At 70.6% G+C, this 22,450-nt stretch carries 22 protein-coding genes, 1 tRNA gene and 1 riboswitch; of the genes, 8 read left to right on the top strand and 15 right to left on the bottom strand.

The features are described 5' to 3' along the window. Positions 1-35 precede the first annotated feature (35 nt). The 5 genes from ACT53O_RS00865 to ACT53O_RS00885 form a co-directional block, all read right to left on the bottom strand. Positions 36-1,391 (bottom strand): homoserine dehydrogenase, encoded by a 1,356-nt coding sequence (locus tag ACT53O_RS00865; protein ID WP_476150971.1) that lies wholly within the window; start codon positions 1,389-1,391, stop codon positions 36-38. Beyond that, positions 1,388-2,836 carry a diaminopimelate decarboxylase gene (gene lysA / locus ACT53O_RS00870; RefSeq protein WP_476150972.1) on the bottom strand — a complete coding sequence of 483 codons (1,449 nt, stop codon included), beginning with the start codon at positions 2,834-2,836 and terminating at the stop codon, positions 1,388-1,390. Before lysA ends, ACT53O_RS00865 begins: the two co-directional genes overlap by 4 nt. A 183-nt stretch (positions 2,837-3,019) precedes the next feature. Beyond that, positions 3,020-3,859 (bottom strand): LmeA family phospholipid-binding protein, encoded by an 840-nt coding sequence (locus ACT53O_RS00875; protein WP_476150973.1) that lies wholly within the window; start codon positions 3,857-3,859, stop codon positions 3,020-3,022. Position 3,860: 1 nt separating this feature from the next. Continuing rightward, the gene (gene argS / locus ACT53O_RS00880) at positions 3,861-5,528 is read right to left on the bottom strand and encodes an arginine--tRNA ligase (RefSeq protein ID WP_476150975.1); all 1,668 of its coding nucleotides are present in this window, start codon (positions 5,526-5,528) and stop codon (positions 3,861-3,863) included. A gap of 345 nt (positions 5,529-5,873) precedes the next feature. Further along, complete coding sequence (locus ACT53O_RS00885) at positions 5,874-6,719, bottom strand: transglutaminase-like domain-containing protein (RefSeq protein ID WP_378794534.1); 846 nt, start codon at positions 6,717-6,719, stop codon at positions 5,874-5,876. A gap of 158 nt (positions 6,720-6,877) precedes the next feature. On the opposite strand from ACT53O_RS00885, the gene ACT53O_RS00890 reads away from it, so the two are divergent. Beyond that, positions 6,878-6,950 (top strand) — tRNA-Arg (locus tag ACT53O_RS00890). Positions 6,951-6,989: 39 nt separating this feature from the next. Then, complete coding sequence (locus ACT53O_RS00895; protein WP_476150978.1) at positions 6,990-7,472, top strand: hypothetical protein; 483 nt, start codon at positions 6,990-6,992, stop codon at positions 7,470-7,472. Between the two features lie 4 nt (positions 7,473-7,476). Here ACT53O_RS00895 and ACT53O_RS00900 read toward each other — a convergent pair whose 3' ends face one another. Further along, a complete protein-coding gene (locus ACT53O_RS00900) occupies positions 7,477-8,229 on the bottom strand; it encodes an SDR family NAD(P)-dependent oxidoreductase (RefSeq protein WP_347418489.1) in 753 nt (250 codons plus the stop codon). 108 nt (positions 8,230-8,337) lie between these two features. Beyond that, positions 8,338-9,603, bottom strand: coding sequence for an LCP family protein (locus ACT53O_RS00905; protein ID WP_476150980.1), 1,266 nt, complete (start codon positions 9,601-9,603; stop codon positions 8,338-8,340). A 127-nt stretch (positions 9,604-9,730) separates the two neighbouring features. Between ACT53O_RS00905 and ACT53O_RS00910 the strand changes: the two genes are divergently transcribed. Both ACT53O_RS00910 and ACT53O_RS00915 read left to right on the top strand, forming a co-directional pair. After that, on the top strand, positions 9,731-9,892 hold the full coding sequence (locus ACT53O_RS00910; RefSeq protein ID WP_167487053.1) for a hypothetical protein: 162 nt from the start codon (positions 9,731-9,733) through the stop codon (positions 9,890-9,892). Between the two features lie 58 nt (positions 9,893-9,950). Next, a complete protein-coding gene (locus ACT53O_RS00915) occupies positions 9,951-12,056 on the top strand; it encodes a bifunctional lysylphosphatidylglycerol flippase/synthetase MprF (RefSeq protein WP_476150982.1) in 2,106 nt (701 codons plus the stop codon). A 24-nt stretch (positions 12,057-12,080) separates the two neighbouring features. Here ACT53O_RS00915 and ACT53O_RS00920 read toward each other — a convergent pair whose 3' ends face one another. The 5 genes from ACT53O_RS00920 to ACT53O_RS00940 form a co-directional block, all read right to left on the bottom strand. Continuing rightward, on the bottom strand, positions 12,081-12,401 hold the full coding sequence (locus ACT53O_RS00920; protein ID WP_476150984.1) for a DMT family transporter: 321 nt from the start codon (positions 12,399-12,401) through the stop codon (positions 12,081-12,083). Between the two features lie 10 nt (positions 12,402-12,411). Beyond that, positions 12,412-12,478, bottom strand: a riboswitch (guanidine-III (ykkC-III) riboswitch). Between the two features lie 22 nt (positions 12,479-12,500). Next, positions 12,501-13,349, bottom strand: a complete 849-nt coding sequence (locus tag ACT53O_RS00925) for a CPBP family intramembrane glutamic endopeptidase (RefSeq protein WP_476150986.1) — start codon at positions 13,347-13,349, stop codon at positions 12,501-12,503. Then, positions 13,346-14,602: an MFS transporter gene (locus ACT53O_RS00930; RefSeq protein ID WP_476151525.1), complete on the bottom strand. Its 1,257-nt coding sequence runs from the start codon at positions 14,600-14,602 to the stop codon at positions 13,346-13,348. The genes ACT53O_RS00925 and ACT53O_RS00930 overlap by 4 nt, the downstream gene beginning before the upstream one ends. A gap of 35 nt (positions 14,603-14,637) precedes the next feature. Then, positions 14,638-15,384: a tRNA (guanosine(46)-N7)-methyltransferase TrmB gene (trmB, locus tag ACT53O_RS00935; RefSeq protein WP_476150987.1), complete on the bottom strand. Its 747-nt coding sequence runs from the start codon at positions 15,382-15,384 to the stop codon at positions 14,638-14,640. Positions 15,385-15,432: 48 nt separating this feature from the next. Further along, positions 15,433-16,281, bottom strand: a complete 849-nt coding sequence (locus ACT53O_RS00940; protein ID WP_039414454.1) for a DUF3097 domain-containing protein — start codon at positions 16,279-16,281, stop codon at positions 15,433-15,435. 173 nt (positions 16,282-16,454) lie between these two features. Here ACT53O_RS00940 and ACT53O_RS00945 point away from each other — a divergent pair, with 173 nt between their 5' ends. The 4 genes from ACT53O_RS00945 (at position 16,455) to ACT53O_RS00960 (ending at position 20,674) form a co-directional block, all read left to right on the top strand. After that, a complete protein-coding gene (locus ACT53O_RS00945) occupies positions 16,455-18,485 on the top strand; it encodes a TPM domain-containing protein (protein ID WP_347418485.1) in 2,031 nt (676 codons plus the stop codon). Positions 18,486-18,563: 78 nt separating this feature from the next. Further along, on the top strand, positions 18,564-19,301 hold the full coding sequence (locus ACT53O_RS00950) for a PspA/IM30 family protein (RefSeq protein ID WP_112932654.1): 738 nt from the start codon (positions 18,564-18,566) through the stop codon (positions 19,299-19,301). Positions 19,302-19,391: 90 nt separating this feature from the next. Further along, positions 19,392-20,204 (top strand): arginase family protein, encoded by an 813-nt coding sequence (locus tag ACT53O_RS00955; protein WP_294978608.1) that lies wholly within the window; start codon positions 19,392-19,394, stop codon positions 20,202-20,204. After that, positions 20,201-20,674 (top strand): Fe-S oxidoreductase, encoded by a 474-nt coding sequence (locus ACT53O_RS00960; protein ID WP_294944441.1) that lies wholly within the window; start codon positions 20,201-20,203, stop codon positions 20,672-20,674. The genes ACT53O_RS00955 and ACT53O_RS00960 overlap by 4 nt, the downstream gene beginning before the upstream one ends. Here ACT53O_RS00960 and ACT53O_RS00965 read toward each other — a convergent pair. From ACT53O_RS00965 to ACT53O_RS00975, 3 genes are read right to left on the bottom strand one after another with little or no spacing between them, the layout of a single operon-like run. Beyond that, a complete protein-coding gene (locus tag ACT53O_RS00965; protein ID WP_476150991.1) occupies positions 20,661-21,152 on the bottom strand; it encodes an SIP domain-containing protein in 492 nt (163 codons plus the stop codon). The genes ACT53O_RS00960 and ACT53O_RS00965 overlap by 14 nt on opposite strands. Before the next feature lie 37 nt (positions 21,153-21,189). Then, a complete protein-coding gene (locus tag ACT53O_RS00970) occupies positions 21,190-21,900 on the bottom strand; it encodes a tyrosine-protein phosphatase (protein WP_347418483.1) in 711 nt (236 codons plus the stop codon). Next, complete coding sequence (locus ACT53O_RS00975) at positions 21,897-22,391, bottom strand: carboxymuconolactone decarboxylase family protein (RefSeq protein ID WP_378794518.1); 495 nt, start codon at positions 22,389-22,391, stop codon at positions 21,897-21,899. The genes ACT53O_RS00970 and ACT53O_RS00975 overlap by 4 nt, the downstream gene beginning before the upstream one ends. Between the last annotated feature and the right edge of the window lie 59 nt (positions 22,392-22,450).

Here is a 22,450-nt window from a genome sequence, read left to right on the forward strand (position 1 = left end):
CCATGTCTCCTTCTTGCGGTGCCGCGACCGCGAGTTCAGTTGCCTTCGACGCGCAGAACCGACACGACCCGGTCGACCACGCCGCTGGCGGCGAGACGGTCGACGGTGTCGCTGAGGTCCTGCTCGCGTGCCGTATGGGTGCCGATGACCAGACGCGCGATGCCCGCGACGTCCTGTTCGACCGGAACGAGGTTCTGCTGCGGGTCGATCGGTTCGATGGTCTGCTCGATCGTCGCGATCGAGACCCGCCCCTCGCTGAGGATGCCGGCGACGGTGGCGAGGACGCCAGGCTCGTCGGAGACCTCGAGGGTGATCTGGTAGCGCGTCGTCACGCGGCCGATCGGCACGACCGGAAGGTTCGCGCGCGTGGACTCACCGACGCCCACACCGCCGGCGATGTGGCGTCGGGCGGCCGAGACGACGTCGCCAAGAACAGCGGAAGCGGTCTGGACGCCACCGGCGCCCGCACCGTAGAACATGAGGTTTCCCGCGGCCTCGGCCTGCACGAACACCGCATTGTTGGCGCCGTGGACGCTCGCCAGCGGATGCTCGCGTGGAATCAGTGCGGGGTACACCCGCACCGAGATGGCTTCGCCGGTGGGCGAGTTCGCCTCGGCATCCGTGATCCGCTCGCACACCGCGAGCAGCTTGATGACGTACCCGGCGTGGCGGGCCGCTTCCATCGTCTGACGGTCGATGGCGGTGATGCCCTCGCGGTGCACGGCTTCCAAGGGCACGGCCGTGTGGAACGCGAGCGACGCGAGGATGGCGGCCTTCTGAGCCGCGTCGAAGCCTTCGACATCGGCCGTGGGATCGGCTTCGGCGTAGCCCAGCCGCTGCGCGTCGGCGAGGACGTCCGCGAACTCGCTGCCCTCGGTGTCCATGCGGTCGAGGATGTAGTTCGTCGTGCCGTTGACGATGCCCATGATGCGCTGCACGCGGTCGCCGGCCAGCGAATCGCGCAGCGGGCGGATGATCGGGATGGCGCCGGCGGCGGCGGCCTCGTAATAGACGGAGGCGCCCACCTGGTCGGCAGCGTCGAAGATCTCGGGGCCGTGTGTGGCCAGCAGCGCCTTGTTCGCGGTGACGACATCGGCGCCCGACGACAGCGCGAGCAGAATGTCGGTGCGCGCGGGCTCGATGCCGCCCATCAGCTCGATGACGATGTCGGCGCCGACGATCAGCTGTTCCGAATCGGTGGTGAACAGCTCGCGCGGCAGATCGGCGTCGCGCGGAGCGTCGGGGTTGCGTACGGCGATCCCCACGAGCTCGAGAGCCGCCCCGGCACGGTCGGAGAGCTCGTCGGCGTGCTTGCGCAGGAGGTCGGCCACCTGGGATCCGACGGCTCCGGCTCCGAGCAGGGCCACGCGCAGTCGACGGTAGTCGGTCATTCCTTCTCCTCGGCCGGGGACGTCTCGGCGGATGCGGGGGTCGCGACCCCCAGATCGCGCGCCAGCAGGTCATCGATGCTCTCGCCGCGGACGATCACGCGGGCGGTGCCGCCCCGCACGGCGACGACCGGCGGACGGGGCACGTAGTTGTAGTTGCTCGACAGCGAGAAGCAGTATGCGCCGGTCGCGGGCACGGCGAGGAGATCGCCGGGTGTGATGTCGCCGGGCAGGTACTCCGCGTCGACGACGATGTCGCCGGACTCGCAGTGACGGCCCACGACGCGCGACAGGGCGGGCGCGGCATCCGACGTGCGCGAGGCGAGGCGCGCCGAGTACTGCGCGCCGTACAGAGCCGGTCGGGCGTTGTCGCTCATACCGCCGTCGACGCTCACGTAGAGACGGGTCACCTCGTCGCTGGCGCGGACGGGCTTGACCGTGCCGACTTCGTAGAGCGTGACACCGGCGCGTCCGACGATGCTGCGGCCCGGCTCGAACGCGAGGTTCGGCAGCGCGATGCCGCGCACCTCGCACTCGCGCGCGACGGCCTCGACGATGCCGTCGGCGAGGTCGGCGATGGGCGTGGGTTGGTCGACGGAGGTGTACGCGATGCCGAAACCGCCGCCCAGGTTGAGCAGCGGGATCTCACCGCCGGCGAGAAGCTGCGCGTGGAGGTCGACCACACGCGCAGCGGACTCCTCGAATCCGCGGGTGCCGAAGATCTGGGAGCCGATGTGGCAGTGCAAGCCGACGAAGCGCAGGCCCGGCAGTTCGCGGATGCGGGCGACGACAGCGGGCGCGTCGGCCAGAGCGAAGCCGAACTTCTGGTCTTCATGGGCGGTCGCCAGGAAATCGTGCGTCTCCGCGTGCACGCCGCTGTTCACGCGGACGAGCACCGCCTGGGGAGCGGCATCGTCCGCGAGGCGCCGCTCGACGATGGCGGCAAGTCGTTCGAGCTCGATCCGCGAGTCGATCACGATCGAGCCGATGCCGATCTCCACGGCGCGTTCGAGTTCGGCGACCGACTTGTTGTTGCCGTGCAGACCCAGGCGGGACGGATCGGCACCCGCGGCGAGCGCGACAGCGAGCTCTCCTCCGGTGGCCACGTCGACCGCGAGGCCCTCTTCGGTCACCCAGCGCACGACCTCGGTCGACAGGAACGCCTTGCCGGCATAGTAGACGCGTGCCTGCACGCCGCGACGGGCCGCGGCCGCGGTGAAGGCGTCACGCACCTCGCGCGCGCGTGAGCGGACACCGTCCTCGTCGAGGACGTACACAGGAGTGCCGAACCGCGCGCGCAGGTCCCGAACGCCGACGCCGGCGATCTCGAGCTGGCCGTCGTCGTCACGCGCGGCCGAGGACGGCCACACCAGCGGGGCGAGCGCGTTGGCGTCGGCCGGTTCGGCGAGCCACGCGGGCACGAGCGGGCGGTCGGAGGCGGCGGACACGTGCGGAACCAATCGTGTGGGGTCGGGCTGCCGTCGGTGACGTCACGCCCGGCAGTCCTAGAAGTCTAGGGCACCGCCGCATACCGGCCCGCGTATGTGACGCTCTCCCGTCGGTGCCAGCGCGCCCCGGTCGGTGAGCGAGCGCAGCGCGTCGAGACGCCCGGCGCCGCCGTCACCGCTCGCTCAGCTACACGTGCCCTTCTGCTGCAGGGCGGCATCGACGGTGATCCGCGGGTCCACGGCGATGTCGGCGACCACCTGCGCGCCGTCCACGCGCACGGCGGTGAGCGTGAGCCCGGCCGGCAGGTACTGCCTCACGCACACGTTCCAGTCGCGCACCACGGTGCGCGCCAGCGCTCCGAACTGGTCGATCAGCACATCGGCGGAGACCTCGGCTCCCGAGACACGGAGGGTGCGAGGGGTGAGAACGAGATCGCCGCCGGACGCCGACGGCGTGAGGCTCACGCCGACGGGCACCGAGAGGGAGAACGCCTTCAGCTCCGTCGACATCACGATGTCGGGCGCCTCCACCGTCACGGCATCCGCGGGAAACCCGTCGACGGTGCCCAGCAGGGCACGCACCTGATCCTGGTCGAGGCGCACCATCGCGTCCGCACTCTGCAGCGCGGCGTCGCCGTGGATCGGCACCCCGGCCGCGTGGACCTCGACGTCGCCGGTCAGCGCTCCGAGGCTCACATCGGCGGCCGAGACCGTGACGTCGTCGAGACGACCGCCGATCAGCTGCGGGATCACCGCGCCGCGCACATCCACGTCGACGTGCTGGTCGGCGGGGATGTCCAGGCGCGAGAGGATCTGATCGCGGATCGTTCGCTCGACGATGCCGCGGGCGATGTACTCCCCCGCGAACCACGCGCCCGCCGCGAGCACCGCGACGGCGATCACGGCGATCAGCCAGGGCCAGCGGCGGCCTCGCCGTCGCGGGGCGGATGCCGCGGCATCCGTCGACAGCACCCACCGCGCCGACGGGTCCGGAAGCGGCTGCGTGGGGTGCTGGTCGCTCACGTCACATCCGTTCCGGGGCGCTCACTCCGAGCATGTCCAAGCCGTTGCGCAGCACCTGGCCGGTGGCGTCGTTGAGCCACAGGCGGGTGCGGTGCAGGTCGGTCACCGGCTCGTCGCCCAGCGGCGTGACGCGGCAGTTGTCGTACCAGCGGTGATAGAGGCTCGCGAGCTCTTCGAGATAGCGGGCGACGCGGTGCGGCTCGCGGACCTCGGCGGCATAGGCCACGATGCGCGGGAACTCCTGCAGTGCTCCGAGCAGCGCCGACTCGCTCTCGTGGTCGAGCAGCTCGGGCGCGAAGACACTGCGATCGACGCCGGAGTCGGCGGCGTTGCGGGCGACGTTGTGCGTCCGGGCGTGTGCGTACTGCACGTAGAAGACCGGGTTGTCGTTCGTGCGCTTCGTGAGGATCTCGGGGTCGAGGGTCAGTGGCGAATCGGCGGGATAGCGCGCCAGCGAGTACCGCAGCGCGTCGGTGCCGAGCCAGTCGCGGAGGTCGTCCAGCTCGATGATGTTGCCGGCGCGCTTGGACAGGCGGGCACCGTTGACCGACACGAGCTGGCCGATGAGCACCTCGATGTCCTTGTCGGGGTCGTCGCCGGCGGCACCGGCGAGCGCCTTGAGCCGGTGGACATAGCCGTGGTGGTCGGCGCCGAGCAGGTAGATCTTGTGCGCAAAGCCGCGGTCGCTCTTGTTGAGGTAGTACGCGGCGTCGGAGGCGAAGTACGTGTACTCGCCGTTGGAACGACGGATCACGCGGTCCTTGTCGTCGCCGAAGTCGGTCGTGCGCACCCAGATGGCGTCGTCCTGCTCGAACACGTGGCCCTGCGCGCGGAGGCGGTCGACGGCCTCGTCGACGAGGCTGGGCTCGCCGTTCGGGCCGTGGGCGTGGAGCGCGCGCTCGCTGAAGAAGACGTCGAAGTGCACGTTGAACTTCTCGAGCGACGCCTGCAGATCTGCGAGCTGCAGGGCGTAGGCACGGTCACGCGCCTGCACCAGCTGCTCGTCGTCGGACAGATCGAGAATTCCGGGCAGCTCGGCGCGCACGCGGCTCGCGAGATCGCCGATGTACGAGCCCGGATAGCCGTCCTCGGGTGTCGGTTCACCCTTGATCGCGGCGAGCACCGACCGCCCGAAGCGGTCCATCTGCGCTCCCGCGTCGTTGATGTAGAACTCGCGGACGAGCGTCGCACCGCTGGCCAGCAGCACGCGGGCGATCGCGTCGCCGAGGGCTGCCCACCGGGTGTGCCCGATGTGCATGGGCCCGGTGGGGTTGGCGCTGACGAACTCGAGGTTGATGCTCTGTCCGCGCTGGCTGTCGTTGGTGCCGTAGGCCGCGCCGGCAACGACGATGGTCTTCGCCAGGGCGCCGGCGGCTCCCGCCTCGAGGCGGATGTTGATGAACCCCGGCCCGGCGACCTCGACACTGGCGACGCCGTCGGTCGCGGCGAGCGCGTCGGCGATCTCCTGCGCGAACTCGCGCGGGTTGGCACCGACGGCCTTTCCGAGCTTCAATGCGGCGTTGGACGCCCAGTCGCCGTGATCACGGTTGCGCGGACGCTCCAGCGGGAAGTCGGCCGCAGTCAGCCCGGCGCTCGCGCCGGGTCGTCGCGCCTCGGCGAGCGGGGCGATGGCGGCGAGGAGGGCGGCGGCGAGGGCATCGGGATTCATAGCCCGTCAAGTCTACGGGCGCCCGCTGTCCGCAGCCTGCGCGCGTCCCTCGGCATCCGCGCCGGCGCGCGGGCCTGTGGGATCCCCGATGGCGTGCATAACTCCGTCTCAGGCCGGCGCAGGGAGCCCAACCCCGCGGTCCGCGCGGATTCAGGCGGAGTTGCGCACGCCGGCCCGGCGGCACCCGGTGCGGCCACGGCACGACCGCCCCGCTCCGCCCCCGCACGCCCGCGGACCGGGGCGCGTGCACAACTCCATCTGAGAAGGGCGCGAGGCGCCCAACCGCGCGGCCGGGGCCGATTCAGGCGGAGTTGCGCACGCCGGCCCGGCGGCACCCGGTGCGGATCAGACGAGTTGGACGAGCTCGGCGAAGTCGTCGAGGGCGGGATCGGATGCCGCGGCGGCGGCATCCTGCGCCTCGACATCGGCCGCGTCATCGGGCAGGACGCACGCGTCGACGCGCATGCGCTGCAGGCCCACGTAGCCGCCGTGGTAGCTGAGGAAGGCGCAGTCGGCGGCATCGCGGCCGGTGGCGATGCGCACGAGCGAGCGGCGATTGGCGAGGCGGGTCGCGTCGATGACGTACCAGCTGCCGTCGAGGTAGGCCTCGGCGACGGCGTGGAAGTCCATGGGGCGAAGGCCGGGAGCGAAGCACGCGGCGTAGCGGGCAGGCATGTCCATGGCCCGCAGCAGCGCGATGACGACGTGCGCGTAGTCGCGGCAGACGCCCTGTCCGGTCATGAGGGTGGTGACGGCGGAGTCGGTGCCCTGGCTCAGACCCGGCGTGTAGGTCGTGCTCGAGGCGACGAACTCGCTGACGGCCGTGATCAGCTCGAGCCCCTGCAGGCCGCGGAACTGGCGGCGCGCCTGCGAGAACACCTCGTCCGACTGGCAGTAGCGGCTGGGGCGCAGGTACGTGATGGCTTCGAGGTCACTCGTGGCGCGCTGAGCGACCTGTCCGTCGATCAGCGCTTCGTAGCGCACGTCGAGGCGTCCGGCCTCGCCGAGCAGACGGTGCAGCCGGCTGCCGGACTGGTCGATGATCTCCGTGGGCGTGTACACGCGATCACCCTGCGTGAACGTCAGTTCCTCCCGCAGAACGGGCGCCGGCTGGGCCGCGGCGATCTGGAAGATGAGGTCGACGGAAGCCCCGAGATCGAGGTCCAGTTCGGCGGTCACGAGGCGTTGCACCGGAGTATCCTCGCACGCCGCGACGGCGTCCGCGTACACTGGTGTCGACACCCTCCAGAGGGATGCCGAGGCACGCCGGCGCCGGCCGTCGATCACCGCCGATCCAAGCCGCCCGGCGGCGTAGCGGACGCCCCGTCGGTGATACCCTCGATCGGTACGCCTCCGTAGCTCAGGGGATAGAGCGTTGGTTTCCGGTACCAAAGGTCGCAGGTTCGATTCCTGTCGGGGGCACTCCACATATCCGAGGTCACCCCGCGTACGATCTCGCCCATGGTGACCGCGCGCACGCGCATCATCGTCGTCTTCACGGTGGTCGCGACCGCCAGCATCGTTATCGGTGTGGTGGCGGCGACAGTCGGCGTTCCCGAAAGCTACGGCTACACCCCGGCCCACGCGCTCACGCTCGTGACGGGAAGAACGGTGGCGGCGACGGTGGTGTGGGTCATCTTTGCGATGGGTGTGCTTGCCGCCGCGCTCGTGCGGGCGCGAGTCATCATCCGCACGAAGCCGTGGATCCGCATGACGCTGCTGCGTGGGTCGGTGTGGATCTGGGCGGCGATCGCGACGTCGTGGTTCATCGTTCTGGTCGCCTGGGATCTGCCCTTCTCCGAGCTGGGCGCAGAAGAGCCCCACCGCTACGGGTCGTGGACGCTGCAGCTCGCCCTCACATGGTGGCTTGCTTCGCTCGCGTGTGCGATCGCGGGAATCGTCTGGTCGACGGCACTCGCCCTGCGGCCGCGCGCATCGTTTTGAACCCTCAGATCGTCGACCAGCCGCCGTCGCTCGGCAGGATCACGCCGTTGATGTTGGCGGACTGATCACTCAGCAGCCACACGATCGCCGAGGCGAGTTGCTCGGCGGTCGCGACGGGGGTCATCAGCGCCTGCATGATCGGTCCGATCCGACCGGCCGCGTACGCGCTCCTCATCGGCGCTTCGATGTTGGTCGCGACGGCGCCCGGGGCCACGGCGTTGGCGCGGATGCCCTGCGGTCCGTAGAAGAAGGCCACGCTCTTCGTGAACCCGGCCAGCGCATGCTTCGACGACGTGTACGCGACGCCCGACGCCGATGCGCGCAGTGACGCCTCCGACGCGACGTTGACGATCGCGCCTCCGCCACGGGCGATCATCCCGGGGAGCACGGCACGGGTCAGCCGCATCGGCGCCGTGAGGTTCACGCGGAACACCCGATCCCACGTCTCGTCGTCGACCTCGGCCGGCGGAAGGAACGCGTCCATGATGCCGGCGACATTCGCCAGCCCGTCCACGGTCAAGCCCGCGGCATCCATGATCTGCTGGATCGTCGCCGCCTCGGCGATGTCGCCGGCCACCGTCACCATGCGCTCGTCCGACGCCTCGGCACGCAGTGCGTCGAGCCGTTCGGCGGAGACGTCGGCGCCGATCACGCGAGCGCCCTCACGATGCAAGCGCAACGCCGTCGCCCGACCGATGCCCGATCCCGCCCCCGTCACGATGATCGTCTGCCCCGTGAATCCCGACGCCTGTTCCATGGCTGCTCCTTCGCATGCAACGGCAGCGGCCGGATCGTCGCTGTCATCTCGACGGTACGCCGATCAGGACGGCACCGGGAGGGCGTGCGGCTATGGATCTGCCCCGCGTCAGTTCACGCAGGGCACCGCACCCGAGACCATCGGCTGCTGCGAGTTGGTGTAGCTCTGCGGGGTCGGCGACCCCGAGGGCGACGGCGATGACCCGTCGGCCCCGTCGGAGGGAGAGCTCGGCGCGTCGGTCGCGGCATCCGTGGCGCCATCGGTGGGCGCGGACGTCGGCGACGGCGGGTTGAGCAGGTCGCTGACCATGCCGGCGATCTTGTCCTGATCGACGATGTTGACGCTCTCGCCGTCGATCGTGCCGAACCGCTCCACTGGAAGCGTCTGGAAAGTGATGTCCCCGCCCGCCAGACGCTGCGCGGTGCTCGCGAGGCTCAGCAGATCGAACCCTTGATCGATCGCGACGTACTGCTTCGCCGTGTCGATGAGCGAGCGCATCGCCCCGAAGTCGGTGAAGGTCTGGGCGCTCTTCAGCTTGACGGCGAGGGAGATCATGAACGCCTGCTGCCGGCGCGTGCGGTCGAGGTCGGTGAGATCGACGTTCTCGTACTGCGTGTCGCGACGCTGCCGCACGAACGCCATCGCCTGCGCGGCATCGATCTGTTGCATCCCCGCGGCGAAGTTCGCGCCCGAGAACGTGTCGGCCGTCGCCTGGTTCAGGCACACCGTGATCGGCTGCACCGCCTGTGCGACGCGATAGAACGCGGCCATCGTCACTTCGACGAAGTGGTCGATGCGCACGCCGCCGAGAAACGACGAGACGGTCTGGATCTGCGCCTGCCGCGCGGCGTCGCGGGCTCGCTGATACGCCGTCGCATCGTCGGTGCCGTTGCCGGTCAGCTCGTCGTACGTGGCCTGGAACGTGCGGCCGTAGTCCTCCTTGATCTTGCCCTTCGTGACTCCGTCGGGCGCGTTCGCGTAGTCGACGTAGTCGTCCCTCGGGATCGAGATGCCGACCGCCTTGCCGCCGTTGGCGGGGATGTGGATGAACATCAGCACGTTCGTGTTGTAGCCGCCGACGCTCTCATCCTCCGCGTGGATCGCGTCGTAGATCTCCTGCGGGAAGGGCTTGCCGTCCTGATCGACGCGACTGTCCAGTCCCATCACCAGGATGTTGACCTCTCCCGTGTTCTGCGCGACGCCGGGGCTGGCCGACGGCATCGCGATGTCGGAGCGGTGGATGCCGTTGAGGTCGGAGACCACCACGGCCACCACCGCGATGACGGCGGCGACCAGGACGGCGAGTATTCCGACCGTGACACGGCGGCGCCGGATCTGCACGCGGCGTGAGACGGGACGAGACGTTCGAGACACCGACAGATCGTGTCAGAGGCAACCTATCGCCCCGGTGTGAGAGGCTTGGGAGGATCATCCTCCCGAAGGATGCCGATGCATCCGCGGCACGATGTGGAGCCCACCCCGCGGTTCGTAGCGTCGAAGCATGGCCAGCTCGCTCTTCGCTCGTCCCTCCTCCACCGCCGGCGCCGCGGTCCTCTCGGTGCTGGGCAGCATGCTCGCCATCGCCGTCATCGCGATCGGTCTGCTCGTCGTCCCTCTCGCCGCAGCGCTCGTGTTCGGCCCCGCACTGCTGGAACGGCTGTGAGCCTTCCCGCAGGCGTCGCGTCCTCGATGCGACGCCTGCGGGCCGCTACGGTGAAGGGATGACGGAGACCGTCCCCGCCGCCTCCCCCGCGCCCGCCGACCCCGCGGGCCGTGCACACGCTCTCATCCGCATCGTGCGCCACGTGCCGGCGACACTGTTCACCGTCGGGGCGATCCTCGTCGTCGGCATCCTCTCGCAGGGCCTGTGGTCGCCCTTCGACGAGAGCGCAGGCATGGACACGTGGGCGTACGGCCTGCCGGCGCTGGAGGCCGGACGGTGGTGGACTCCCCTCACCGGAACCTTCTTCGTCGCCGAGCCGTGGCTGTTCGTGCCGACCCTGCTCGGCTTCGTCGGGATGGGCCTGCTCGAATACGCCCGCGGCACCCGCGTCGCACTCGCGTACTTCTGGATCGGGCAGGTCGTGGCAGTCCTGGCGACCTCACTGCTCCTGGCCGTGCTGAGCGTCTTCTCCGGCTGGGAATGGGTGCAGGACACCGCGACCACCCTCGACGTGGGCGCCAGCGGCGGTACCTTCGCCTGTATCGCCGCCGTGATCGGCCTGCTGGCCTCGCCGTGGCGTCTGCGGGCGTGGCTCGTTCTCATCGCGGTTGTCATCGTCGGGGTCCTGGTCCTGGGGACCGTGGCCGACCTCTCCCACCTCATCGCCGTGCTCGTCGTGCTCGTGTTCGACCGCACCCTGCGACCGCGTCGCGCCACCATCCGCGAGCAGCGACTGATCGCCTTCCTCGGCATGCTCGCCTTCGTCGGCATCGAAGTGATCCTGACGCTGATCCCCACCTACGGCCCGTTCGGGACGACCGACCCGCTCTCCAGCGACTGGACGACGACGGCCATCGATGTCGTCGTGGTGCTCGTGATCGCCCAGGGACTGCGGCGCGCGCGGCGCTGGGCGTGGATCTGCGCTCTCGTGCTGCTGGCGTTGAACATCCTCGCCGCGGCGCTGCTCGCGGTCATCGTCACGCTGGACGTGCGTCTCGACCTCGGGGTGCCGATCGACGGCGAGACGGCGATCGAGATCGGCAGCGGCTTCATCGCCCTCGTGCTTCTGGTCTATCTGATCGTGGTGCGCGGCGCCTTCTCCGGTGCGCGGCGCAGCGAGCTCGGGACGCCCGACGCTCAACCGGACTCCCGGGAGGTGGCCGACCTGATCCGCGCCCACGGCGGTGGCACGCTGTCGTGGATGACGACGTGGGACGGCAACAGCTACCTGCGCACGAGCACCGGCATCGTCGCCTACCAGATCCGTGCGGGGGCGGCGATCGCTCTGGCCGATCCCCTGGGTCCCGAGGAGGGTCGGGCGGCGTCGGTGGCCGAGTTCATCGCGGCAGCCGAGGAGGCGGCGCTCATCCCCTGCTTCTTCAGCGCCGGGGCGGCCACGCAGGCGGCCGTGCCGGGCGGGTGGCGCGCACTCGTCGTCGCCGACGACACCATCGTCGATCTACCCGGGCTCGCGTACACCGGCAAGCGGTGGAACTCGGTGCGCACGACCCTCAACCGCGCCGGACGCGAGGAGATGACCTTCCGCTTGACGCATCTGCGCGACGAGTCGTGGGGTGTGCGTACACAGCTGCAGGCGATCTCGAACCAGTGGGTCGGCGAGAAGCAACTGCCCGAGATGCGCTTCACGCTCGGAACGCTCGCCGAAGCGGACGACCCCGAGGTGCGCATCGCGCTCGCCCTCGACGCACGGGGCGACGTGCACGGCTTCTTGTCGTGGATGCCGGTGTACGGCGAGGGCGTCGTGCGCGGATGGACCCTCGACCTGATGCGTCGCCGCGAGCACGGGTTCGGGCCGGTGATGGAGTACCTCATCGGCAGCTCGGCCGTCGCCTTCCGCGACGAGGGTGCCGAGTTCATGTCGCTGTCCGGCGCGCCGCTCACCCACGAGTACCCGCCCGAGGCCCAGGGGCTCGCGGCGCTGAGCACGCGCCTGTCCGATGCGCTCGAGCCGGTGTACGGGTTCCAGTCGCTGCACCGCTTCAAGCAGAAGTTCCACCCGCGCTACGAGACCATGTCGCTGCTGTTCCGCGACGAGGCCGACCTGCCGCGGATCGGCGCCGGACTCACGCGTGCGTTCCTGCCCTCCGCGACGACGCGGCAGTTCGCGAGCGCGGGGCTGGAGTTGCTGCGCGGCGAGCGCTGAGCGTCGACGGATGCCGCGGCGCGCTCAGTCGTGACCGACGAGCTTGAGTCCGACGACGCACCCGACGAGGCCGAGGATGAGCAGCAGTCGCACGAGCGAAAACTGCTCGTCGCCGGTGATCATGGCGTAGGCGACGGTGAGCGAGGCCCCGATACCGACCCACACGGCGTACGCGGTGCCGGTGGAGATGTCGCGCATGGCCCACGCCAGACCGCCCATGCTGGCGGTCAGCGAGGCGGCGAACACGATCGTCGGAACAAGTCGGCTGAAACCTTCGGACTTGCCAAGCGCGGTCGCCCAGACCGCTTCGAGAACGCCGGAGACGATGAGGATGACCCAGGACATGACGTGACCTTCCGGCCAGTCTTGTCGCTCACCGGGTACTGGGATCCCTCGTCCGGAGACCCTGTCGGGGTCTTCGTACAGACTAGCGGTTCTTCCTGATCACGAGCCGGGCGCGACGAGGAAGACCGCGTTCCACAGCCCCGGATTGTGTGCGTGCACGAGGACCGCGAAGACGACGGCGTCGAAGAGCAGATGCACCGTCACGACGTAGCCCAGCGAACGGGTCTTGAGGAAGATGACCGCTTGCAGGAGAGCGAACGGGATGGTGAGCACCGGCCCCCAGGCGCGGTAGCCGAGCTCCCAGAGGAAGGAGACGAACACGATCGCCTGCAGCACGTTGGCCGCGGCATCCGGGAGATGACGGCGCAGCAGCGCGAACACCGTGCAGATGAAGAACAGCTCGTCCCAGATGCCCACGGCGCCGACGCCGACGAAGAGCCGGGCGATGAGATCGGGGCTGTCCACCACCGGCCAGTTGCGGTACACGCCCGAGGTGATGAAGTAGAACGGCAGGATCAGCCAGCCGAGCGCCAGCACGGCCCCGAGCCACCCCCACTGCCAGCCGCGCCATCGTCCCCCGCCGCGCCAGGGGAAGCGGATCGCGCGATCGCGGTAGACCCATCGCGACACGGCATACGGCAGCGCGACCGCGCCGCCCAGCGCCAGAGTGAACCGCAGCATCGACAGAGTGTCGAGCTTCGCCTCCAACGAGATCGAGCTCACCACGAGCATCCCCATCGCGATGAGCGACAGATCCCGCGCGAGCGACGGCGTGGATGCCGCGAGCCGGCCCCGCTCGAGGGCGATCGCGCCCGCGACCCCGACGACCAGAAGGGCGATACCGAGCAGCGGCTGGCGCAGGACGAAGAAAGCGGGCGCGGCGAGGCACACCGCCGCCGCCGGCAGGACGCCGACCCCGAGCCGCCCGGCATCGACGCGCTCGGTCACGGTGAGTTCTCCCCGTCGTCCTCGAGGGGGTGGGCGATCTCGTCCCGCGGCATCCGCGCGATCCACAGCACCAGCAGCGACAGCACGAAGGGCACGAGGCCGGCGACCACGAAGATCACGGGGATCTCCACGACGGTCGACAGGGGGCCGGCGAGCGCCATGGAGATGGGCATGAGCGCGAGGGAGACGAAGAAGTCCAGGCTCGAGATGCGCCCGAGCATGTGGCGCGGGACACGTCGCTGCAGGAGCGTGCCCCAGATGACGTTGCCGTAGCTGAAGCCGAAGCCGCACGCGAAACCGCTCACCGCCATGAGCCAGTATTCGTGCGTGAGGCCGATGACCACGAACGGCAGGGTGCTGAGACCCCACACGAGAGTCATCGCGCTCAGGTAGCGCCGCGGCATCCGCAGCGACGAGACCACGACCGATCCCACCACTCCGCCGGCGCCGAAGCACGCCAGCAGAAACCCGAACAGACGCGGATCGGGGCCGAAGCGCTCGCGGGTGACGAACGGCAGCAGGACCTCCTCCGGGCCCATCGTCACGAGCACCCAGATCGTCGCGAACAGCAGCGTCCACAGCAGCCACGGGGTACGGACCGTGAACAGCACGGCCTCGACGAGGTCGTGACGAATTCTCTGGCTCGACACGCCCTCGGCTGCGTCGGCGGCTTCGGCGGCCGGTTCCGGGCGCAGGAACAGCAGCAGCACGAACGCCGCCGCGTGGGCGAGGAGCACGGCGCCGGCCGCCTGGCTCGGGATCAGTGCAGCGAGGAGAAGTCCCGCCATCGCGGGGCCGGCGGCCTGCTGGAGGGCGGGACGCACCGCTCCTTCGAGGCCGTTCGCCGGCAGCAGGTGCTCGGCCGGAAGAATGCGCGGAAGGATCGCGCTGTAGGAGGGGAAGAAGAAACCCGCCCCGGCGCCGAGCACGAGCGAGACGATCGTGAGGTGCGCGATCGTGAGGGTGCCGAACTGGCCCACCACGACGACGGAGCCGACGGCCAAGACGTTCGCCGTCTCGACGGCACGCAGGATCAGGCGCCGCGGCAGCCGGTCGGCAGCGATCCCGCCGGGGATCGCGCAGGCGAGAAGGCCGATCGCGTTCGCGGCGGCGACGACGGACAGCTGGACGGGGTCCTCGTCGATGCGGATGACCGCATAGACCATGACGACCGCCCACATCCCGGCCGCGGAGATCGACAGCACGACCGCGCCGAAGAGGATGCGGAAGTCACGGTGGGCCAGAGGCCGCATGGCCCGCCAGCGATCGCGGGCGCGCGGCGGCGCGCTCACGCGCCCGACGCCGTGCGCGGCAGACGGCGATAATCCAGGTCGCGGATCTCGCGACCCTTCGCGATACCCTTGCGCTCGAACGCCGTCATCACGCGCCCGTCGAACCGCTCGGCCCATTCACCGTCGAACGCCGGGACGAACTCCTCGGCATCGGCCAGGACCTCACGCATCTGCCGCGCGTAGTCCTCCCAGTCGGTCGCGAGCCGCAGGCGTCCGCCGTCGCGCAGCGCCCGTGCCGCCAGCGGCGGAAACGGCGGCGCGATCAGTCGACGCTTGTTGTGCTTGGCCTTGTGCCACGGGTCGGGGAAGAAGATCCACAACTCGTCCACGCTGGCCGCCGGCAGCAGGTGCTCGAGGACCTCGGGCGCGTTCGCCTCGACGAGGCGGAGGTTGCGGATGCCGGCGCGGTCGGCGTCGAGCATCGTACGGGCCAGCCCCGCGCGGAACACCTCCACCGCAAGAAAGTCGCGGTCGGGCGCGGCGGCCGCAGCGCTGACGATCGCATGACCCTGGCCCGATCCGACCTCCACGGTCAGGGGCGCGGCGCGGCCGAACACCTCGGCGGGCACGACCGAGGTCCCCGGAAGCACGCTGGTCGCCGCGGCATCGCGCTGCACGTCGATGACGTACCGCGAGGCCAGCTCCGCCCAGGCGCGCTCCTGCGCGTCGCTCATCCGGCCGCTGCGGCGCACGAATGAGACGGGCTTGTCGCGGAAACGGGGAGCATCTGTCTCGTGCGGCATCCGACCAGGGTACCGGCGAGCACTCCGGTTATAGAGGTGACGACGGGTTCACGCGGTGACGAAGTCGATGAGCTCTTCGACGCGTCCCAGCAGCGCCGGGTCGAGGTCGCGGTAGCTGTGCACCGCTGCGAGGATGCGCTGCCACGTGCGGGCGATGTCGGCCTGGTCGCGGGCGGGCCACCCGAGAGCCCGGCTCACGCCCACCTTCCACTCGATGCCGCGGGGCACGTCCGGCCACGCCGCGATGCCGAGCGCACGCGGGGTCACGCACTGCCACACATCGATGTGGGGGTGGCCGACGATCCGCACGTGAGGACCGTGCGGCCCCCGGGCGACGGCGTCGGCGATGCGCGACTCCTTCGACCCGGGCACGAGGTGATCGACGAGCACTCCGTAGCGTCGTCCCGGTCCGGGCGGCTCCTCGCGCAGCACCTCTTCGAGCAGGTCGACGCCCTGCAGGTACTCGACGACGACGCCCTCGACCCGAAGATCGTCGCCCCACACCTTCTCGACGAGCTCGGCGTCGTGGCGGCCTTCGACGAGGATCCGCGAGGCGCGGGCCACGCGGGCGCGAGTCGTGTCGGCGGCGAACGAGCCGGAAGCGGTGCGGCGGGGTCCGGATGCCGCGGCCTTCGGCGCCTCCAGGACGACCGCCTGTCCATCGATCAGGAAGCCGCCGCCGAGGGGGAACAGTCGACGGCGACCGCGGCGGTCCTCCAGCTCGACATGACCCGACTGGATGCCGGTGACAGCGCCGCAGAAGCCGTCGCCGGCGATCTCCACGACGAGGTCCGGCGCGGCCGCCACGCGGGGCACCGCGCGGCGCCCCGCGTCGCGCCATCCCGCGGCCAGAACGTCTGCGCCATAGCGATCGGGGCCGAATCCGTCGTTGTTCATGGTTCCTCCGAACGCGACACCATACCCGCCCCCGCCGCCGCGGGCGCGGGGACAGGCCGGGGAGGGCAAGACCCACGGCATGCCCGCAGCTCGCCTATCGGGTCATGCCGTTCGCGACATAGGATCGGCGTGAGGAGCGAGGTTCCCGCACCTCGCGCAGGGGAGGAACACGCATGCGTGCGCGTTTGTGGTTGGCGCTGACGGCGGCAGCGGCGATCGTCCTGGGCGCCACGTCGATCGTCCTGGGCGCCCCGACCGCGGCGATCGCCACGGGCCCCGTGGCTCTCAGCTCGTCGCGCGTCGTGGATCAGTCCGGCGTGCTGACCGGTGCGCAGATCTCCGAGGTCGATACGCGCTTGCGCGCCCTCACCGCAAAGTCGGGCGTCGATCTCTGGGTCGCGTACGTCCCCCAGTTCACCGATCCGTCGGCGCCCGAGGACTGGGCGAACGAGACGGCGCAGAACAACGGTCTGGGACCGCACCAGTACCTCCTGGCGATTTCGACCGACGGCCGTCAGTACTACCTGTCGGGCTCCTCCGCTGGCCCCGTGACCGGTGATGAGCTCACCACGATCGAACGCGAACGGGTGCAGCCGGCACTGTCAGCGGGTAACTGGGTCGGCGCCGCGACCGCCGCCGCAGACGGACTGGCCGACGCCATCGCCGGCGGCACCGGTGGCGCAGCGGTCGACCCCGTCGGCATCATCACGCCGATCCTGCTCGTCATCGTCGTCGTCGCCCTGGCCGGGCTGGTCATCTGGATCGTGATCCGCTCGCGCAGGCGTCGATCGCCCGCGAGCTCGTTCCCGGGATCACCCTCGCCCCCGCCGGTGAGCGTGGAAGATCTCGCGCGCCGCGCGTCCTCGGCCCTCGTCCAGACAGACGACGCCGTCAAGACGAGCGAGCAGGAGCTCGGGTTCGCCCGGGCGCAGTTCGGCGACGAGGCCTCCCGCGAGTTCGAAACGGCGCTGGCCAGTGCGAAGGCTCAGCTCGACGAGGCCTTCTCCCTCAAGCAGAAGCTCGACGATGAGACTCCCGACAGCGACGACGACGCGCGCGCCTGGAATACGCGCATTATCGAACTGTGCGAAGCCGCCAACGCGCAGCTCGACGAGAAGGCGGCGGCGTTCGACGAACTGCGCAAGCTCGAGCAGAACGCGCCCGACGCGCTTGCGCGCCTCCGCGAGAAGAAGGCGAGCGTCGCTGGCGCGCACGACGCGGCCGCCGCGACACTCACCGACTTGACGGGCGCGTACGACCCGCTCGCCCTCGCCGCGATCGCCGACAACCCCGAGCAGGCATCGCAGCGCCTCGCGTTCGCTGAGACTCTGCTCGGCACCGCCGCCGCCCAGATCGCCGCCGGCAATGCGGCAGCCGCGGCGGTCAGCATCCGCGCCGCGGAGGATGCCGTGACACAGGCCGAGGTGCTGCAGAACGCCATCGCCCGCACGCGCGCCGACCTCGCACAGGCGGAGACGGATGCGGCGGCCCTCATCGCCGACCTCGAGACCGACATCGCCGCGGCGACGGCCCTGCCGGATCGGGACGGCCGCCTGGCTCCCGTGATCGCGGCCACGCGCGCCCAGGTGGAGGCGGCACGGCCGCTGGTCTCCGGCCCCGCGAAGCGCCCCCTCTTCGCCCGCGAGGGCCTGGACCGCGCCAACGCACAGATCGACGAGGTCCTCGCCGGCATCCGCGACGAGCAGGAGCGTGCCGCGCGCGCGTCGGCGCAGCTCGGCGGACTCATCGCACAGGCGCAGGGCGAGATCTCCGCGGCGGAGGACTTCATCTCCTCGCGCCGAGGTGCGGTCGGCGCTGAGGCCCGTACCCGCCTCGCCGAAGCCGGCGCATCACTCGTGCAGGCCCGCCAGCTGCAACAGAACGATCCCGCGCAGGCGCTGGCCGCCGCGCAGCGCGCGCACGAGCTGGCGACGCAGTCCCTGCAGGCGGCGCAGAGCGACGTCGGCGTCTTCCAGGGCGGCATGTTCGGAGGATCCGGCGGATCGCCGCGTACGGGCACGGGCGGCGACATGATGGGAGCCATCCTGGGCGGCATCGTCATCAACTCGCTGCTGAACGGCGGCGGGGGCGGCCGCTCGCGCTCCGGTGGAGGTTTCGGCGGCCTCGGCGGGGGCGGCAGCATCTCCCCCGGTGGTTTCGGCGGCGCCGGCAGCCGCTCGCGACGCGGCGGAGGTCGCTTCTGAGCTCGGCATCCGCTCGCCCCCTCCGACCGCACGATCCCCTCGCACGCTGGGAATTCTCCCGTTAGGAAAGGAAAAACGATGGCAAAGCAGTCCATCTTCGGTCGCATCTCGACGCTCGTGAAGGCGAACGTCAACGCGATGCTCGACGCCGCCGAAGACCCGCAGAAGATGCTCGACCAGTTGGTGCGCGACTACACCAACTCCATTGCCGACGCCGAGTCGGCGATCGCCGAGACCATCGGCAACCTCCGTCTGCTCGAGCGCGACCACGAGGAAGACGTGCGCGCCGCGGCCGAATGGGGCAACAAGGCCCTCGCCGCCAGCCGCAAGGCCGATGAGCTGCGCGCGAGCGGCAACACGGCGGATGCCGACAAGTTCGACAACCTCGCCAAGATCGCCCTGCAGCGCCAGATCAGCGAGGAGAACGAGGCCAAGGCCGTGGCTCCCACGATCGCGTCTCAGACGGAGGTCGTCGACAAGCTCAAGGACGGCCTCAACGGCATGAAGCAGAAGCTCGAGCAGCTGAAGGCCAAGCGCAGCGAGCTGCTGGCGCGCGCGAAGACGGCCGAGGCACAGAACAAGGTGCACGACGCGGTCAAGTCGATCGACGTGCTCGATCCCACGAGCGAGCTCGGTCGCTTCGAAGACAAGGTGCGCCGCCAGGAGGCTCTCGCCGCCGGCAAGGCGGAGCTCGCGGCATCCAGTCTGGACGCCCAGTTCAACGAGCTCGAGGATGTCGGCGAGCTCACCGAGGTCGAGGCGCGCCTGGCCGCCCTGAAGAGCGGCGGCACCGGCACGGCAGCGCTCGAGCAGTAGACAGGACGGTCGGCGTTCCGGCGTCCGCCCGCACGTGGGCGCCGGGACGCCGGCCTCGCGCCGCGCGAACGCGCAGGGAGGAACGGGAAGATGACCCGCTTCGTGGTGGTTCCGCAATGGCAGGGCTCCCCCGCCGCGCGTGCGATGCTGCTCGTGGACGGCGCCGAGGCGATCGCCGGCGATCTGCCCCGCGCGGCGACTGCCCGTGTCGAGGTGCCCGCCGAGGCCGGCGAGGCGCTGGAGACCGGCGTGCGCCGCTTCAGCGCGCTGAGCCGAGTCGCCGACGCTCTCACCGCGGAACTCGCGACCGGAGGTGAGCCGGCGCTGGTCGTGGGCGGAGACTGCGGCATCGCCGTCCCCGCGATCGCCCACGCCGCCGCCCGACACCGGAACCTCGCGGTGGTCTGGTTCGACGCGCACGGCGACCTCCACACGCCCGCGACGTCACCGTCGGGCGCGTTCGGCGGCATGGCGCTGCGGGCGGCGTGCGAAAGCGGACCGGTGCCGGGAAGCGGTGCCGTGACGGCCGATCGCGTGGTACTGGTCGGCGCCCGTGACCTCGACCCCGCTGAGGCTGCGTACCTCGCCGGCAGCGACATCCGCGGGATCCCGGCCGACGCGATCGGCGACGGCGCCGCGGTCGCCGCCGCCGTGGCGGCGACGGGCGCCGACGCCGTCTACATCCACGTCGACCTCGACGTGCTCGATCCCGCCGAGCTCACCGGCGTGACCCAGCCGACGCCGTTCGGTGCGACGCTCGGGGAGCTGACCGCAGCCATCGCCGCCGTGCGACGCACGGCTCCGCTGGTGGGAGCGTCCATCGCCGGCTTCGCGCCGGCTTCGCCCGCCGCCGCCGTCGACGATCTGGGGACCATCCTGCGGGTCGTCGGAGCTCTCGCGTGATCGCGTCGCCGCCGCCCGGCTGGCAGCAGCGTGCGGCCCGCGCGGTGGAGCGCGGACGCCGTCTGGACGCACTGATCCCCGGCATCCTGCTCGACTCCCCCGTCAGCCTCGTGGGTTTCTGGTGGGGAACGGCCGTCGGCTGGATCTGGGGGTCGCTGTGGTCGACGGGTCGCATCGAGCGTCGCGGGGGCCTCTGGGTGTTCACGGGGATGCCGTCGTGGACGTTCGGCCGCGGAGGTGTCTGCGTCGGCGGCTGCTTCCTGACCGACTCACCCCGCATCAGCGAGGCCGTGCTGCGGCATGAAGCGGTGCACGCCCGCCAGTGGCGCCGTTACGGCTTTCTGATGCCGCTGCTGTACGCCCTGGCGGGGCGCAACCCGCTGACGAACAGGTTCGAGATCCTCGCCGGGCTCGAAGAGGGCAACTACGTGCCCCACGGAGCGTCGGCGGGCGCGGTCAGCGAGAGCTGAGCAGCCCGAAGCGCGCCGGTGTATGCACTGCCGCCGGCGAGATGCCGAGGCGCTCGGTGAGGTGGTCGAAGATGTCGGCCGTGCCGAGGAAGCCGCCGAGAAGGTGGATGCGCGTGCCGTCCTGACATGCCGACTCGTCGCCGTCGGCGCAGAGCATCTCGTCCGCCCACGCGGTCACCGCTCGACTCACGGCCTGGCCGGGAGCACAGGGACGACCGGTTCCGGGCTCTCCGCTGCGGTGCGAGCGATCGAGCCAGGTGACGACCATCCGCGCCGGGACCGCGATCGGAGTGATCCACGACGCGTCGGGAACCTCGATGAAGACGCGGCCCGTCGAACAGATCGGCAGCGTCGCGAGGAGCGCCTCGAGTTCGACGAGGGCGTGCTCGTCCGCCGTGATGAGCTGCTGCACCCGCGCATGACGAGAGGCCTTGCACGCGGACTTGTCGTGCACGGCGTGCGGGGCGGATGAGGTCATGATGCTCCATCATACGCTCGTTAAGGCGAGCCTTACCTCAGTGTTCGATGAGGATCTCCGCGAGCGCGTCCACCTCGTCGACGCGCAGACCGTGCGCGACGAGATAGCCGGCACCCGACCCGAAGCGCTCGCGTACGTCCTCGAGCAGCTCGTGCATCACCGGTGCCGGCGAGCGCGTGGCGAGGTCTTCGAGATGGCGGGCGTCCGGGTGCACGCTGCGCAGATAGGCCAGCACGCGAGCGTTGCGCCGGGCAGGAAGCATGGCTTCGGTGCGCGCGTAATCGGCCACGATCGCGTCATGCTCGACGCCGACGGCGTCCAGCAGCAGCGCAACGGCGACGCCCGTACGGTCCTTTCCGACGGTGCAGTGCACGAGCGCCGGCGCACCCGCGATCACGGCGCGGGCGACGGCGACCATGCGATCGGCCGACTCGTCGACGAGGCCGCGGTAGACGTCGGCGAGTGAGCGATCCTCGACGAAGAAGGAAGCGACGGAGCCGAGGAAGAGGGGGATCCGGATCGTCTCGAGGTCCAGACCGCGGACGCGGCTGGGTTCGACGGCGACCTCATCGTCGGCGCGGAGGTCGACCACGCGACGGATGCCGAGACCGACGAGCGCGTCGCGTCCGGCATCGTCCAGCCCGGCGAGATTGCCGGAACGGAACAGCACTCCGGCTCGCGTCACGCTGCCGCTCGCCGGGAGGCCGCCGACGTCGCGGAAGTTCAGGGCGCCGGAGACGATGCTCACGCCGGATCGTCTCCCACGCCGCTCTGGACCGCGCGCGGGGGGACGGGGTACTTGCCGGCGATCGTGATGCGGTTGAAGGCGTTGATCGACACCAGCAGCCAGCTGATCGCGACGTACTCCTGCTCGGAGAGGATGCCGCCGACGCGATCGTAGACCTCGTCGGGTACGCCGCCCTCGTGGATGAACACGTAGCACTCCGCCAGTTCGAGTGCCGCGCGCTCGCGGGCCGAGAAGACGCCCGACTCCCGCCAGGTGGCCAGCTGAGCGATCTCGTCGACCCCGAGCCCCGCGGCAGCGGCACGGTCGACGTGCACGCGCACGCAGTAGGCGCAGCCGTTGAGCTGCGAGGCGTGGATGAGCACCAGCTCACGCAACCGCGCATCGATGCCCGCCTCGGCGGCGATCGTGCCGACCGTCTGGGAGAACGCCTCGAGGGCGTCATACGCGGGACGGGCCGACCGGGACAGGTGGACGCGACGCTCGGTGCTCATGCGATCAGCCTAGGACGGGTAGGCGACGACCGCTGCGAGCGCGGATCGAGGCACAATGG

The sequence above is a fragment of the Microbacterium sp. DMC48 genome (assembly GCF_056313825.1).

Excerpts from the sequence above, each read along its gene's own strand:
- ACT53O_RS00865 (WP_476150971.1), bottom strand. The coding sequence starts at position 1,391 with ATGACCGACTACCGTCGACTGCGCGTGGCCCTGCTCGGAGCCGGAGCC.
- argS (WP_476150975.1), bottom strand. The coding sequence starts at position 5,528 with ATGAATCCCGATGCCCTCGCCGCCGCCCTCCTCGCCGCCATCGCCCCG.
- ACT53O_RS00895 (WP_476150978.1), top strand. The coding sequence starts at position 6,990 with ATGGTGACCGCGCGCACGCGCATCATCGTCGTCTTCACGGTGGTCGCG.
- ACT53O_RS00900 (WP_347418489.1), bottom strand. The coding sequence starts at position 8,229 with ATGGAACAGGCGTCGGGATTCACGGGGCAGACGATCATCGTGACGGGG.
- ACT53O_RS00910 (WP_167487053.1), top strand. The coding sequence starts at position 9,731 with ATGGCCAGCTCGCTCTTCGCTCGTCCCTCCTCCACCGCCGGCGCCGCG.
- ACT53O_RS00915 (WP_476150982.1), top strand. The coding sequence starts at position 9,951 with ATGACGGAGACCGTCCCCGCCGCCTCCCCCGCGCCCGCCGACCCCGCG.
- ACT53O_RS00920 (WP_476150984.1), bottom strand. The coding sequence starts at position 12,401 with ATGTCCTGGGTCATCCTCATCGTCTCCGGCGTTCTCGAAGCGGTCTGG.
- ACT53O_RS00930 (WP_476151525.1), bottom strand. The coding sequence starts at position 14,602 with ATGCGGCCTCTGGCCCACCGTGACTTCCGCATCCTCTTCGGCGCGGTC.
- trmB (WP_476150987.1), bottom strand. The coding sequence starts at position 15,384 with ATGCCGCACGAGACAGATGCTCCCCGTTTCCGCGACAAGCCCGTCTCA.
- ACT53O_RS00940 (WP_039414454.1), bottom strand. The coding sequence starts at position 16,281 with ATGAACAACGACGGATTCGGCCCCGATCGCTATGGCGCAGACGTTCTG.
- ACT53O_RS00945 (WP_347418485.1), top strand. The coding sequence starts at position 16,455 with ATGCGTGCGCGTTTGTGGTTGGCGCTGACGGCGGCAGCGGCGATCGTC.
- ACT53O_RS00950 (WP_112932654.1), top strand. The coding sequence starts at position 18,564 with ATGGCAAAGCAGTCCATCTTCGGTCGCATCTCGACGCTCGTGAAGGCG.
- ACT53O_RS00955 (WP_294978608.1), top strand. The coding sequence starts at position 19,392 with ATGACCCGCTTCGTGGTGGTTCCGCAATGGCAGGGCTCCCCCGCCGCG.
- ACT53O_RS00965 (WP_476150991.1), bottom strand. The coding sequence starts at position 21,152 with ATGACCTCATCCGCCCCGCACGCCGTGCACGACAAGTCCGCGTGCAAG.
- ACT53O_RS00975 (WP_378794518.1), bottom strand. The coding sequence starts at position 22,391 with ATGAGCACCGAGCGTCGCGTCCACCTGTCCCGGTCGGCCCGTCCCGCG.